The sequence below is a fragment of the Mesorhizobium sp. WSM4817 genome, from assembly GCF_055811135.1.
Map to the genome: position 1 here is coordinate 92,040 of NZ_JBVVQQ010000022.1, position 14,029 is coordinate 106,068.

Annotated in this window: 13 protein-coding genes and 2 pseudogenes; 6 read left to right on the forward strand and 9 right to left on the reverse strand. The window is 63.4% G+C overall.

Going from position 1 to position 14,029, the window contains the following annotated elements; genetic code table 11:
- Position 1: 1 nt before the first annotated feature.
- The 4 genes from traD (at position 2) to AC0L2K_RS25945 (ending at position 3,342) form a co-directional block, all read left to right on the forward strand.
- A complete protein-coding gene (traD, locus tag AC0L2K_RS25930; protein WP_473532687.1) occupies positions 2-217 on the forward strand; it encodes a type IV conjugative transfer system coupling protein TraD in 216 nt (71 codons plus the stop codon).
- Positions 204-2,132 (forward strand): Ti-type conjugative transfer system protein TraG, encoded by a 1,929-nt coding sequence (traG, locus tag AC0L2K_RS25935; protein ID WP_473532688.1) that lies wholly within the window; start codon positions 204-206, stop codon positions 2,130-2,132. Before traD ends, traG begins: the two co-directional genes overlap by 14 nt.
- 478 nt (positions 2,133-2,610) lie before the next feature.
- Complete coding sequence (locus AC0L2K_RS25940; RefSeq protein ID WP_473532723.1) at positions 2,611-2,997, forward strand: thermonuclease family protein; 387 nt, start codon at positions 2,611-2,613, stop codon at positions 2,995-2,997.
- Between the two features lie 84 nt (positions 2,998-3,081).
- The gene (locus AC0L2K_RS25945; RefSeq protein WP_473532689.1) at positions 3,082-3,342 is read left to right on the forward strand and encodes a WGR domain-containing protein; all 261 of its coding nucleotides are present in this window, start codon (positions 3,082-3,084) and stop codon (positions 3,340-3,342) included.
- Positions 3,343-3,580: 238 nt separating this feature from the next.
- Here AC0L2K_RS25945 and AC0L2K_RS25950 read toward each other — a convergent pair whose 3' ends face one another.
- The 4 genes and pseudogenes from AC0L2K_RS25950 to AC0L2K_RS25965 all read right to left on the reverse strand — a co-directional run bounded on the left by AC0L2K_RS25950 (position 3,581) and on the right by AC0L2K_RS25965 (position 7,153).
- On the reverse strand, positions 3,581-4,303 hold the full coding sequence (locus tag AC0L2K_RS25950; protein ID WP_473532690.1) for a DUF4037 domain-containing protein: 723 nt from the start codon (positions 4,301-4,303) through the stop codon (positions 3,581-3,583).
- An 88-nt stretch (positions 4,304-4,391) separates the two neighbouring features.
- Positions 4,392-4,703 carry a DUF736 domain-containing protein gene (locus AC0L2K_RS25955; protein WP_473532691.1) on the reverse strand — a complete coding sequence of 104 codons (312 nt, stop codon included), beginning with the start codon at positions 4,701-4,703 and terminating at the stop codon, positions 4,392-4,394.
- 667 nt (positions 4,704-5,370) lie between these two features.
- Positions 5,371-6,227: pseudogene (locus tag AC0L2K_RS25960) on the reverse strand (hypothetical protein).
- Complete coding sequence (locus AC0L2K_RS25965) at positions 6,227-7,153, reverse strand: ArdC family protein (protein ID WP_473532692.1); 927 nt, start codon at positions 7,151-7,153, stop codon at positions 6,227-6,229. Before AC0L2K_RS25965 ends, AC0L2K_RS25960 begins: the two are co-directional and overlap by 1 nt.
- Before the next feature lie 320 nt (positions 7,154-7,473).
- Between AC0L2K_RS25965 and AC0L2K_RS25970 the strand changes: the two genes are divergently transcribed.
- Complete coding sequence (locus AC0L2K_RS25970) at positions 7,474-8,658, forward strand: MFS transporter (RefSeq protein WP_473532693.1); 1,185 nt, start codon at positions 7,474-7,476, stop codon at positions 8,656-8,658.
- 88 nt (positions 8,659-8,746) lie between these two features.
- Here the strand turns inward: AC0L2K_RS25970 and AC0L2K_RS25975 are convergent, their stop codons facing one another.
- Positions 8,747-9,334, reverse strand: coding sequence for a hypothetical protein (locus AC0L2K_RS25975; RefSeq protein ID WP_473532694.1), 588 nt, complete (start codon positions 9,332-9,334; stop codon positions 8,747-8,749).
- Between the two features lie 503 nt (positions 9,335-9,837).
- Between AC0L2K_RS25975 and AC0L2K_RS25980 the strand changes: the two are divergent.
- Positions 9,838-10,144 (forward strand): annotated as a pseudogene (locus AC0L2K_RS25980) (alkylphosphonate utilization protein).
- 13 nt (positions 10,145-10,157) lie between these two features.
- Here AC0L2K_RS25980 and AC0L2K_RS25985 read toward each other — a convergent pair.
- The 4 genes from AC0L2K_RS25985 to AC0L2K_RS26000 form a co-directional block, all read right to left on the reverse strand.
- Complete coding sequence (locus AC0L2K_RS25985) at positions 10,158-10,307, reverse strand: hypothetical protein (protein ID WP_473532695.1); 150 nt, start codon at positions 10,305-10,307, stop codon at positions 10,158-10,160.
- Between the two features lie 173 nt (positions 10,308-10,480).
- A complete protein-coding gene (locus AC0L2K_RS25990) occupies positions 10,481-11,365 on the reverse strand; it encodes a DUF7007 domain-containing protein (RefSeq protein ID WP_473532696.1) in 885 nt (294 codons plus the stop codon).
- Positions 11,362-11,838, reverse strand: a complete 477-nt coding sequence (locus AC0L2K_RS25995) for a hypothetical protein (protein ID WP_473532697.1) — start codon at positions 11,836-11,838, stop codon at positions 11,362-11,364. The genes AC0L2K_RS25990 and AC0L2K_RS25995 overlap by 4 nt, the downstream gene beginning before the upstream one ends.
- Before the next feature lie 95 nt (positions 11,839-11,933).
- A complete protein-coding gene (locus AC0L2K_RS26000; RefSeq protein WP_473532698.1) occupies positions 11,934-13,679 on the reverse strand; it encodes a ParB N-terminal domain-containing protein in 1,746 nt (581 codons plus the stop codon).
- Positions 13,680-14,029: the final 350 nt, after the last annotated feature.

Genomic DNA, 14,029 nt, shown 5'->3' on the forward strand with positions numbered 1-14,029 from the left:
AATGCGCCGGAGCCAAGCGACCGACGCACGAAAGAAGGATACGCGCGAGAAGATCGAGCTCGGCGGCCTGATCGCGAAAGCTGGTCTCCGTTACGAGAAGCGAGCCCTGCTGCTCGGCCTGCTGATCGACGCAAGCCAGCGCATCAAGGGCGACGATGCGGAGCGCTCGCGCCTGACCGCAATCGGCGCGGAGGCCTTCGGCAGTGACGGCGAATAGGATCGCCCTCGCCCTGATCCCGGCGACGATGATGGTCGGGGTGACCATCATCATGCCGGGGATCGAGCACTGGCTCGCAGCCTTCGGCAAGACGGCGCAGGCGAAGCTGATGCTGGGACGCATCGGTCTCGCTTTGCCCTATGTGACGGCGGCCGCGATCGGCGTGATCTTCCTGTTCGCAGCCAACGGCGCGGCCAACATCAGGGCGGCGGGTCGGGGCGTCGTCACCGGGAGCGTGGCGGCGATTCTGATCGCGTTGATGCGCGAAGCAGTCCGCCTTGCGGGAATTGCCAATATCCCATCCGGCCAATCCGTCTTCGCCTATGCCGACCCGGCGACGGTGCTCGGCGCCTTCGCCGCCTTCCTCGCCGGCGCGTTCGCGCTGCGCGTCGCCGTGAAGGGCAATGCCGCCTTCGCAAGGCCTGCTCCGCGCCGTATCCATGGTAAGCGTGCGGTCCATGGCGAGGCGGACTGGATGGGCATGGCCGAGGCCGCAAGGATGTTTCCGGATGCCGGCGGCATCGTCATCGGCGAACGCTATCGTGTCGACCGCGACAGCGTGATGGCCGTGTCGTTCCGGGCAGAGGCGCGGGAGACATGGGGCGCCGGCGGCAAGAGCCCGCTGCTTTGTTTCGATGGCTCGTTCGGCTCGTCGCACGGCATCGTCTTCGCCGGCTCCGGTGGTTTCAAGACGACGTCGGTGACAATCCCGACCGCGCTCAAATGGGGCGGCGGTCTCATCGTGCTCGATCCGTCGAGCGAGGTCGCGCCGATGGTCGTCGATCACCGGCGCAGAGCCGGCCGCAAGGTGATCGTGCTCGATCCGGCCAGCCCTGCCACTGGCTTCAACGCGCTCGACTGGATCGGTCGCTTCGGCGGCACGAAGGAGGAAGACATCGTCGGGGTCGCGACATGGGTCATGACCGACAATGCGCGCGCTGCATCGGCGCGCGACGACTTTTTCCGCGCCTCGGCCATGCAGCTCCTGACCGCTCTGATCGCCGACGTCTGCCTCTCCGGTCATACCGAAGAGAAGGACCAGACGCTGCGCCGTGTCCGCGCCAATCTCTCCGAGCCTGAGCCGAAGCTGCGCGAGCGGCTGACGCGCATTTACGAGCAATCGGAATCCGCCTTCGTGCGCGAGAACGTCGCGGTCTTCGTCAACATGACGCCGGAGACGTTCAGCGGCGTCTATGCCAATGCGGTGAAGGAGACGCACTGGCTCTCCTATCCGAACTATGCCGCTCTCGTCTCGGGCGACAGCTTCTCGACCGACGAGCTCGCGGGCGGCGGTACGGATATCTTCATCGCTCTGGATCTGAAGGTGCTGGAGGCGCATCCGGGGCTGGCGCGGGTGGTAATCGGCTCCTTCCTCAATGCGATCTATAACCACAATGGCGAGGTCGCGGCTAAAACCCTGTTCCTGCTCGACGAGGTGGCGCGTCTCGGCTATCTGCGGATTCTCGAAACCGCGCGCGACGCGGGGCGTAAATACGGCATCAGCTTGACGCTGATCTTCCAGTCGATCGGCCAGATGCGAGAGGCCTATGGCGGCCGCGACGCCGCCTCGAAATGGTTCGAGTCCGCATCCTGGATCTCGTTCGCGGCGATCAACGATCCGGAGACAGCGGAGTATCTTTCGAAGCGTTGCGGCGACACGACGGTCGAGGTCGACCAGACAAACCGCTCCTCCGGAATGAAGGGATCGTCGCGATCGCGCTCGAAGCAGCTCAACCGCCGGCCGCTGATCCTGCCGCATGAGGTCATGCGCATGCGGGCCGACGAGCAGATCGTCTTCACCGCGGGCAACCCGCCGCTGCGCTGCGGGCGCGCGATCTGGTTTCGCCGCGACGACATGAAGGCCTGCGTCGGAACCAACCGGTTCCATCGGAGCGAAGGCGGTGACAGTGGCTGATTTGCCCAACGCCGATCAGGCTTCCCTCGTCCCGAACGTCACGCCTGCTGCGAGAGGATCGTCACGCGAACGCGCCGAAACCGTTTTAGCGGGTTCGGTGAGCGCCGCCTTTTCGGCGCGAGTAGAGCCGTCCGCCGTACGCGGCTCGCCCAAATCCGATTCAGCCCAAGTGGCCATTTCTGGCCTCTGAGATGCGGGGAAGTTGAACGATGCCCGTAAGACGATCGAAACCGCATCCTGCGACAACCTCGCAAGCCAAGCAGGGAGGCATGCGTTGAACACCGTCGTCAGATTCCGGCAGAAGAAAACACCGCGCTTCGGGCAGCCGAAGACGCCGCGCGGGAAACAGTCCGTCTATCGGAGGAAATCATCGCGTCGGAAAATCGGATCGGCGATTGCGAAATTGGTCGTCGGCGCACTCGCCGCGGCGGCGGCATTTGGCGCTTACCAGCTCAGCCAAGCGGGCGGGATCGAGGGAATGGCGGCCCTCGTCTCGGCACCGCGGCAGGACTTGCTTTCGGCTTCGTTTCCGATTTGCGGCGACGGTCCCCGCGTGACCTGCGTGGTGGATGGCGACACGTTCTGGCATCAGGGTGTGAAGATCAGGATTGCCGATATCGACACGCCGGAGCTGAGCCCGCCGCGATGCGAGGCAGAGCGGACAAAGGGTGAGACGGCGAAGCGCAGGCTGCGGGAATTGCTGAATGCAGGAAAGTTCTCATTGGTGGCCGGTTGGCGCGACGAGGATCAACATGGGCGGAAGCTGCGAACCGTGACCAGGAACGGGCATTCGATCGGCGAGACATTGGTCGCAGAGGGCCTTGCCCGCCGGTGGGACGGGGGCCGGCGGAACTGGTGCGACTGACGCATCAGCAGCGTGAATCGGTCGGCAGGGATCGATTCAGCAAAGTCGTTGGACGGCGCTTCCGAAGGAAGCGAGAGTCGCGCCATGTCGAGCAAGGAAACCGGACCCGTTCATCTTCGCCGCATCGACCCGACACAAAACATGCGGCGCTTCTATGTGCTGGCGATCCAGCCAACGCTGTTCGGAGGCGCTTCGGTCATCCGCAACTGGGGCCGCATCGGAACGAACGGCCAGTCGATGGTTCAGACATTCGATCAGTCGGAAGAGGCGGACAGCGCCCTGGTCCGCCTCGAGCGGAGCAAGAGGCGAAGGGGCTACCGCGATGCCCGGCCGCCGGAAGCCTGAGGATTCTTCGCGCCCATTTGCAGCACATGCTGTGACCCGCGCGAATCGCGCCCGAAGCGGACCAGGCCGTTCGCGCAAGATTAGATCAATGCTTGCGTTGGTTACTTGAGTTCCGCCTTTAGATCCAGCAAGGCAGTTACCGCTGTTCTCGAGAATTTCGGGACGGCGAGAACGAAATTGCTGCTGATGAACTGGTCGGCCGCCCCAAATTCCGGCAGTTCTCGCAATTCATCATCCGCTACGCTATGGCAGATCGAAGCGCATTGCCGATCTGCAGGGAATCGACAAACCGGAACGGTCGGTTGTGAAGCGCCCCGACAGATGGAGCAATCGCGCCGGGCATGCCTCTTGCCATTTGCAGCTCGGCGATGAACCAGCAAGCGTCGAAGAGTCCGGCTTCACGCTTCTGCCCGTCCGGAGCCGACAGGATTTGCTCGAGAGTCTCCCTGAGTTCGGGGGCGCAGGGCAATCGGGCAAAGGCCGTGCCAAGCCATTTGGGATAGGGCGCATAGCGGCGCTCGACCAGCATTGCGAGCCGCATGATATTTCCGACCATGCGCGCGGCGATTACGCGGGAGCCAATCTCGTCACCGGCATTCCCGGTTCGACCGATATAGGCGCGCTCCTCGGCGATGCGTCCCCACTGGGCCGCGAGCTTGTAAAGCCACACGTCACGTGGAAAGTAGCAAAGGCGATCCCTAAGAGCGCGTAGTTCGCCGATGTCGTCTCGAAACACCGCACCAGCCGTCACGGTCAAAAACAATTGCTCGGGATAGGAAAGCCAATCGTGCGTGGTGACGTCAGCTGTAAACTGCCTCCCGAGAAAGCGATCGCACCAAGCCGACAATGTATATAGTTCAACACCGTGTTCTGATCCCAGCAGACCTGCTCGGGCATCTGCAGCGGACGGACGGACATTGGTGGGGTAGCGAACTGGCCAGCCGTCGAATGTATCGGGCAAGCTGAGATCAAGGATCCCCTTCCGCCTGCCGGCGTTCGCTTGGAAAGGCCGAAGGCCCCGCCTTGCGGCGGAGCCTTCGTCGAGGCGATCAGTCCCGGTTGGGGCGAGACCAGATCAGCTGCAGGCCTTCCTCGCCTTCCACCTCGATAAGGGTGGCGTAGATCGGAGCGGGGAAGCTCGGGTCGTCCAGCTTGACCGAGAGGTAGTCGCGCTCGGTTTCCCTGGAGACCTTCTGCCAGGCCGCACCCAACTCGACATTGCCCGAGAAGATGCGGAAGTGCGGGCCCTTGTCGGAGGGGCTGTCGATGCGAACCAGCTTGGCCTTGACGTTGAGGTTGAGCGTTTTGATCGTGCCCGCAAAACCGTTGCCCGAGGAAGTGAAGGTGCCGATGGTAGCCATGATGTCGTCTCCGTGAGTTTCTCGGGCCGCGACCATCGCGACCTCGATGGCGGTCGACAGACCGGAGGCGATCGGCCCGCACCCCGCAGGGGACGCAACGCAGTGGAGGGCAGCCAGGGCGAGGCTTTCTTGTTCCGCGCGGAATGGCGGCGCAGCCGTCAGGGGAAGAAAGTCGCGACCGGCTGTTGCGGGTTTGAGAACGAGTCGGAGCGAAGCGAAGACGGCCTTCGGTCAGACCAGCCACATCGAGGACGCAGGTGGTGCGCCCTTCCATGAAACCGCCGGCCAGATGACAGGCGAACCCTATCGGCATGATCACCGCAACCGCAGCCACGGTTAGGCGCCATCAAACACGTCCCTCCCCGTCAGGCGCGATCGCATAACGACAGACCGTCCAACCGGAAAAGGGGCGCCACCGCCGCCTCCTATCCGGTCAAAGGACGACCGGCCGACTGGCGAAAGTCCGGGTCCGGCGTCTGCCCCTTCAAGATGGATGGCCGCTACACGGTCATGCAAATACCCATCTAGGCTGGACGTCGGCAGAGGCCGGCTGATCTGACTCGGCCCGCTGGGCAGCTACCCGAACTCACCGGTGCCATGGCGGGGTCTTCAGCCGACTGCGGAACGCCGGTTTGCTGAAGCCACCGACATGTGCCAGGCGGGACGATTACAGACCGCACATGCCCTCGCATTCATTCGGCCAGAGGTCGAGCTGGCCGTGGTCGGCCGCCCAAATCGGCTTCATCTAGGGCAACGCCGGAGCGATGCAGGAAGGCCTCGCCGCGTATGCCACGCAGGCCGGTGCGGATCGCCCGATCCACCTCCACGGCATCGTCCCACGCCGCCCGGTCGTTGTTCCGCATGGATCGCCACATGGCGTCACTGTGGAACGGGCAGCCGATGCACGCGCTTTTCGGCGGTTTCGGATAGCCATGGCTTTTCAGCCAATCGAGACAGTTCTTCCGGGTCATGCGGCTCTCGATGAGGGGAAAGCGGTTGAGTTGCCACGCTGCCCGGCTCGGCTTCATGCGCACCACCTCGTCCATCGAGATTCCCAGCCACTGGTGAACGACGGGGTATGTCGGGGAACGTTTGCGTGTGAGACCAGCCAGTTCCCGCACCTTGCGGCGTATCGGTTCGATCTTGCTGGTGGTGGTGCATTGTCGCCGTATCATGCCGATCGAGATATTACCGCGGCGGTCGACGGTGCGGGTGAAAGCCGGGATCGACGCCCATCTCTTGCCGTTGCCAGCGGCAATCAGGCTCTCCCGAAGATTGCGGGCCGACACGATATGCACCGGAAACGGCAGGACATTCGGCGACATCAGCCAGCGCAGATGCTCGTAGACTGCGGCAGGCTCCCAGCCGGTATCGGCGAAGATTGCACAATCCAAGGAGCCGAAATGCCCATGGCGGCCATCAGTGCGAGCGTGGTGGACTGGACCCTGCCCCGAGGCTGAGCACACGAAGGCGGATGGGGGATGGCTCCACGCCACCCCCGGCAACGATCGGAGAATGCAACATCACGCAGCCTCCGTGATCTGTGTCGCAGTCGGTTGGAGATCATGCAGATAGTTGACCGCACGCTGAGCATGGGCCGCCGCGGCAAAGATGAATCGCTTCTCGTTCCTGAGGATTTCGAGCCAGCTTGCCAGGTAGCTGGCATGATCAGGCCGCGGCTCGAGCTCTGGCACGATGCCGAGGTCAGCTGCTAAAAAGCAGCCGCCGAGGTCGGCCACGAGCTCTTCGTGGGCCCGGAACTCGCGATCCTTGTGGTAACGGGAGAGGTTGCGATCAAGCCGCTTTTCCGACCCGACCCAATGGGTCATTTCGTGTCCGAGGGTCGCATAGTAGCCAGGCCCGTCGCGGAAACTCTCGAACGGCGGCATTTGCACAATATCGAGAGCCGGATTGAAATACGCCTTGTCGCCACCGTGGCGGATGACGGCCCCGGTATTCGCGAAGAAGGCATCCGCATGTTCGATCCGCTCCACGGGATCGGACACCGGCGCGGGATTGCCGTAGTACTGCGCGGGCAAGCCGTCGATCTGGTCGGCACAAAACACCGTATAGGCCTTGAGGAACGGAATTCCGCGCTCGACCTCTTCGCCATGGGCATCGGTTTCGGTGCGTACGATGCGGCTGGCATAGACAACCATCGAGCCGGTTTCGCCTTTGCGGACATGACCGCCCAGCTCGACGCTCTGCTTGAACGTCATCCAGGTCGGGGAAACAAAACCCCTCGAAACCGCCTCCGACCAGAGAAGCAGGGTATTGATCCCCTGATATGGCAATCCATTGTGGCGCAGCGGGCGCGTGATACGCCCCGTGGTGTTCGCCGCGCTCCACGGCTTCACCCACGGACGCACGCCCTTTTCCAGGTCCGCGACGATGCGGTCGGTGATCTTCCCGTAGATATCGACGCGGGATTTGTTGCTCTTCCTGTCCATTTTTCCGGACCTCCATTCGAGGCCGCGCCAATCGCGGCCGTCACGAGGTCCGACAGCGCAGGACCGCAGGTCCGCGAACCCGCAGAAGAGCAATCGGAAGAAAGGAACACGTCGCGTAAGGGCCGCAACGTTAGTGGAGGACGGCGAAGCCGTTTAGCGGAACGAGGACCGGAGCAGGACCAACATTCGTGATGGCCGCGGTTGGCATGGCCGCATCAGGTGGTCTGCCTGCTTTTTCTCATCTATTGCTTTAGGCCCAAGGTGCCTGCTGGCGAATCGGGTGCCAGGCGCAGCAATGTTGATCAGGGCTGGAATACCGCGTGAGAGCTTTTGAACGACCGCTATTCATTACATTTTCGTGCGCTTCTTTCTTTATCGTTGGTGTCGGAATCGTTCTGCCTGCCTGGATAGCTTTCCACGTTGGCGGCTCTCGACTGGTGGGACTGGTGTTGCTTTCATCCAGTGTGGCGGGTCTGTTGCTTGCGCCGGTCGCGGGTCACCTGGTCGATCGGCACGATAGGCGGACCGTCACAGTCGCGGGGCAGATGATCAGGGCCTTAGGGCTGCTCCTTCTCGCTCCCGCCGGATTTGTCGCAGATTCTCTGTCGCCAGTGCTTCTCATCGTTTCCGGCGTACTGGGAGCCTTCGGGTTCGCGCTCTTGTCGGGGTCGTTGAGTGGCATTTTGCAGGCGATTGTCCCAGAAGCCCAGCGCATGGGATTCGCCCTTCGGCTCTCTCTCTTTAACCAGGCTGGCATAGCGATCGGAACAGGTGCTGCCGGACTTGCCATCGACAGGCTCGGCAGTCCCATGTCTGCCCTGTTGTTCGCACTGGTGGCGCTGGCCTCTCTTCCGATGCTGAAGATGATCACGTCGCATGGCGCCAATGTTCGATCGTCGCAGCGGCTCAGCCTCATGCCCGCTTCGAGGCAGGCGCTGAGCTATTTGCTCGACAATCCCCACAGCCTTTCCGCTGCGGTAACTGTCGGACTGGCCTTTGCCGTGATCCAGATCACCAATCTGCTCCTTCCAGGTTTTGTGACCCGATCACTCAGCGGAGACAGCGGACTGTTCGGACTGCTCGAAATGACAGCCGCTGCCGCTGGGATGCTCGCGTTGGCGGTTGTCGGCATTGCGTCAATTGCCGAACGCCTCCGAAATCTTACGCCCACAATCCTGATTGCCGCGGGTGCCTCCCTGGTTCTGTTCTCCCTGGCTACAAGTCCGGCGGTCGCCGTTGTTCTTTATTGCGTGGCCGGCATGCTGTGGAACGTGGCCCGGGCGGCAGCCAATGGCCATCTTCTGACGGTCGTGGACACCACGATGATCGGCCGCGTGCAAGCCTTCACGACCCTGCTTACCAGTGGGTTTGGCCTTGCCATATATCTGCTGCCGACAATGGTGCCCGGAGCCTCCGAGGCAACCCTCTACATGATGTGTGGCTTCGCCATTGCGGTCTGCGTTGGCGGCTTGTCCCTCTGGAGCAAAGCTCAAGAGCGGCGCTAATCCTGGGACTTGCTACGTCACACGGGTTTGTCGCAAAACCCGTCGTACGAAGAAGGCCGGGCGGAGCCGAAGCTCCGCCCGGTGGCAGTTAGCCCAGAGCCGCCATCTGCAGATCGGCCGCCTGCCGGCTGACGCCCTGGCCGGGGTTCTCGACCTGTCGCTCGTAGGGCCTCCAGCTCTCGCCGACGATGTGCTCGTAGGCGGCGACGGCGCCCTCGGCCGCCATGCGCAACGCGTGGGCTTGAAGGCCCATGTCGGCGGCGAACTCGCGCTTGCGCTGTGCATTGCTGTCGAAACCGACAGGACCGTCGAGGTCCTCGTCGCGGGTGTCGTTGGCCAGCCTGGCTGTGGCGTCCTTGGCCTCGGTGAGGGCCTTCGAGTAGAACTGGCCTGCTCCATAGGCGGAGCCGACATAGGAGCCGACGATCCTCTGCAGGTGGATCTGCATCGCTTTGTCGGAAAGCCCCTCGGAGAGTGTGTCGGCGCCATCGACCAGGCTGCGCTCGTGGAATTCGCGTATGCCGTCGCTGTCGAGGACGGGGAGGCCAAAGCTTTCGGAGATGAGCGTGGCCTGGTGGCCATCCGGGCAGCAGAGCCGGACCATTTCGAGGGTGGTGCCCTTGCGGAGCTGAACGACGCGGGCCTTGGTCCTGGTGGAGCGGGTTGAACTGGACATTGAGCTTTCCTTTCTAGCGATGCCCTTCAGGCGTTCCGGCCCTTTGCCGGTCTTTCCTGCGGGTGCGGTCAAAAGGAACCGGCGGAAGCTGGACGCTTCAGGGTCCGGAGCCTGCCAGGCGAGCGAGGTTGGCTTGCGGACAAGCGGGGCCACTTCTTCACTGGCCCTGCGCGGGACGCGGGGCAGCCTTGCCGAGATCGGCGGGTTCCGGCCGCTCCGCGGCGCGATAGCGGCCTTGAAGCGGACAGCCGCCGGTTCAGACCGCAGCAAACCCGCAGGAAAGACCGGCAAGGGATGAATTCGGACATCGGCATGCGGGAGGAAATGCACCTGTTCAATTCCCGCCGCCACACGATCCGCCTGCCCGCCAGGCTGCGCGAGGGACGGCGTTGAACTTCGACTCCTGCCGGTATCGGAGATGTGCGCCGGTCCGCTGCTGCGGATCAGATCTTCGGCCTGCTCCCACGTCGGACTGACAACGCACTGGATTCAATCCCGCGGCAATGACAGCTCAGAACGACGACTACGTCTATGACGACGCGACAGGGGAATGGCGACCAGCATCGGAGATGGCTGCCATTGCAGCTTCTGCTGGGAATATTGGTGTGCGATGCCGCCGGCAATGTACTGGCCGACGGCGACTCCGTCGCGCTCGTCAAGGACCTCAAGGTCAAAGGCGCCGGGCAGAGCCTGAAGCAGGGTACGGTGATCAAGTCGATCCGCCTCACCGACAATCCCGACGAAATCGACTGCCGGCATGACGCGATCAAGGGGCTGGTGTTGCGAACGGAGTTCGTACGCAAGCGCTGACCAGGCCGCAGTATCAGGCGCGCCTCAGGTCCGGTGGCAGTCTGGTACGCAGCACCTCGATTGCAGCACCCTGCCTTGCGAGCTTGCGGGAGAGAGCGTCGATCTCGTGCTGCCTCTCCAGTGTGATCGCTGCAAGGTTGGCCCGATATCGTTCGAGAAACATTGCCGACCCCGGGCCCCTCCCGCGTCGAGAGTCGGCAGAATGGGGTCTGAGCTGCGGAATGATCGCCGTCATCCGCCTTATGATCTGCCGGTCGATCATATCAAGCTGGCGCTGTGTCTGACGCTGTGCCTCCTCCATGCGAAAGAGCTGCGCGCGGCGATCGGGGACAGACATTATGTGTCCCTCCCCTGCCAATTCATGAAGGTCGATGGCCCGCCATAGACACGATGGCGCGCAACATCGATGACGAATCCAAAGCGGCCGACATGGTATTCGTCGGTCGGAACGAGAAAGCGACGTTCCTCCGTGCCCGGTCCACGCTTACCGCCGGGCGTCGCGATAACCTCGGTGAAACCGGCCTGGTGCTCGCAACGGATCGCCGACACCACGACCCAGTCATCGGTATGCTTCTCGAAGAATGCCCGCTCGTCCTTTTTCGCGGATTGGCCGGGTTCGAGCACCCTGCCGTGGATCGCCTCCCAGGCGTCCGGATACCAGTCGCGGATCGTCTTTTCCGCACAAGCCTTCTCGAAGTCCGTGAAGAGCTGCGGGAAGGCTTGGGCGACGGCCGCCCAATGGCAGTCCTCTTCATACCAGCCGCCATTGGCACGGAGCATGTCACGGACTTTGCGATTTCGCTCCGCCGACAGATGGAACCCGCCATGGCTCGCTGTCGAATGGCAGGTCACACCCTCCGCATAGACAGTTGCTCCCTGCGACGTTCCCCATGGCGTGTGGGCACGGGAGTGGATCTCGCGACGTCCGAGAGCTGCGCGCTGCTGCTGGTGGAGGGCGCTCTCCTCGACATGCGCGCAAAACGCCGCCTCGTCGGCAAGCTCACCGGCATGGCCGTAGAAATCGCTGCGCGTCCATTCGGCCATGGGCCGGCGGATACGCCAGCCCGTGACAAGATAGTGCCGGCCATTCCGGGCCGGAACCATGGCGAACGCCGTTTCACCGACAAGCGCAACGGGATAACCGTCGGCGCTGCGGCCAAAACAAACCCCCGGATTACCGGGGGCCTCGTAGTCTCGTATCCGGGGAGTGGCCGCGCTCATGCCGCCGCCCTCCCCTCAACGGTATCCGCGGCCACGGCATCGGCCGTCACCTCTTGCAGAACGGCTCGCGGATAGCCGTGCTGCGTCAGCCATTCCTCGGCATCCGCACGATGGCTGGCGAGATAGACCAGTTCGGCGTCTTCGCCGTCGCGGTCGAGCACCAGGACCGAGCCGATAGCGGGCCGCTCCTTGACCGCGAAGTTGAGATCGCTGTTCACCGAAAAGCTTTGGTGAACGCGCAGGACGATGGCGCCCTGACTGCCATAGTCACCCTTGTGCAGGGTAATGGATGCCGGCAGCGTGATGTTGCCGACGCGGGTTTCGGCCTGCTTGCGGATCAGCCGGCCGCCGCTGTTGCGGTTCTCCCAGGCGGCGAGCTTCTTGCGATGCCGTTCGGGCGGGCGTGGTGTTCCATCGCGATAAGTTACGATCGAACCGAGTGGAACGAGGTCATAGATCAGTTGAGCCGACATGATGGGTCTCCGGTGTTTAGGGTGAAAACGAGACCGCCGCCGGTGAGGTCACCGGCGGCGGGAATGCGATCGGAAGAAAATGAAGGGGCGCCGATCTATTCGGCGGCCACCTTGTAGGCCTCGACATGCTCGTCGGTGAGGTTCTCGTCCTGTGCGGCCGGGTCCTCATCGACGTAATCATGCGCCGGCTCGACGATCGCATCGCCGTCGAGCTCGTCCTGATCCTCCGGCGTGCCGTCGTCCTCAGGCTGTTCCCTGGCATCGTTCATCTTCAGCCAGGAGGTCAGCTTTTCGAGAGTGGGCGCAAACAGCGCCGAGGGGTGGACGAAGCGGCCTTCCTTGAAATGCTCGACCAGGGCCGCACGGGTGTCCTTGACCTTCTGACGGGGCAGGACGGATGTATCCGCGCAGGCGGCTTCCAATGCCTGCCGCGACAGGCATGACAGGAAGTCCTCCGTCCCCATGTTCGGCAGGTAGTGGTCGGCGGCGATGACGTCGCCGGCGACACGGGCGACAACGCCGCTGTCCGATCGATTCTCCCTGCAGGACAGAACGTCGATCAGCAAGGACCGCACGGCAATGCGCAGCGTGTCCATGTCGAACGCCAGCCTGCCCTCCTGGTCGAACAGGCGCGCGGCATGTTCGCCGAGGCCTGCGGCCCCGTAACAGGAGATGTCGCGGGCACCAGATGCCACTGTGACATTCTGGCCGGCGAAGGCGAGTACGAGCAGCGCCATCAGCGTGTCGTCCCCGATCGGTGCGCGCGACAGCGCCTCGTGCAGCGCGTCGGTACGCAGATCGCCGATCATCTCTATGCCTTTGCGCGTCACGTCCGGACGCGGCTTCGCCGCAATGACGATATCATCGCCATCGGCCTCAACATCAGCGCCATTCTTGCCCTTGGGCTTTTTGGCCGCCGGCATGCGGTACGCGAGCGACTGCACCTTGCCGTCGCGGTCGAGATACATGGCGGTGTGATCGGACTTCGACGGCTTGCCGTACACACGCTCGACCTTGGGCGGCAGCTTCGGCTCGCCCCACTGACCGGCTTCCACGATCACGCCGCGCTTGGGCAGAGTGTTTGCCATCCACTCCTGCTGCGCGCCAAGGAAGGCCTCGACATCGGTCGTATAGCGGCTGTCCGCATCGGCCGGCGCGAACAGGTCCTCGACCCAGGCAATGCCGTAGGCGTGAGCGAGATCGTCACCGAAGCTGGCGTCGCGCGCGTACATGCGGCGCTTCGTCAGCCCCTGCGCCACGCTCCACCACGACACCTGGGGATCGGCCTTGGACGGCTTGTGCTTCTTCCAGACCTCCTTCTGCTCATCAAGCGAAGCCGACGCGACGGTGCGCAACTGCTGCTCGTTGGGCATGTCGCCCTTGGCCATCTGGTCCAACATGGCCGGTAGAACGTTGGCGAGCAGGCGCAGCTTCCTGATCTGGCGGACGGGAAGCGCTAAAGCGAGGGCGATCGCTTCCTCGGTCCAGCCGAGGGCGACCAACCGCTCAATCGCGCGCCATTGGTCGACGGGATTGAGCTGCTCATGCGCCAGCGTCTCGGCCAGCGACCGCATTGCACCACCATCCTCGGCGCGCTCGATCACCAGCACGGCGATCTCTTCCAAACCCGCGGCAATCGCTTGCCTCACACGACGATGTCCGGCATCGATGACATAGCCGTTGCCGCCATCCGCTTCCGGCGCCACGACAGGTGGCTGCACGATGCCGACGGCGCGAATAGTGGCAAGCAGCAATGCGTCGGCCTGCGGGCTGGACTTCGAGCGTCGCGCGTTGTCAGGGTTGCCCTTCAGCGCACGCGGATCGACAAACTTCAGTTCCATGGAGATGCTCCTTCAAGGGGTTTGCGGACACCGCCGTTCGCGGGTCCTTCCTCGTCTTCTTCCCGAAGACATCCCCCGGCCCGCGGAGCGGACGGGCAGGTGCAACTGCGGCCGAGCATCCCTGCCGGGCAGATCAAGCGGGGCTCTTGAGCCCTGCGCAGAGCGATCGGCCGGGATCGCGAGCGGCGCGGTTGAGCCCCAGCGTCAGCGGCCCGCCCGATCTGCGAGCGGGCTCTATTCTTCCTCCGTTTTCCTTGCTCCTTCCTGCGACGTGGATCCAGAACCGAACGATCCGAGACGGGACTCCGCCACGATTTGTATCGCGGCTTGACCGGATATCGGCGCGCCTC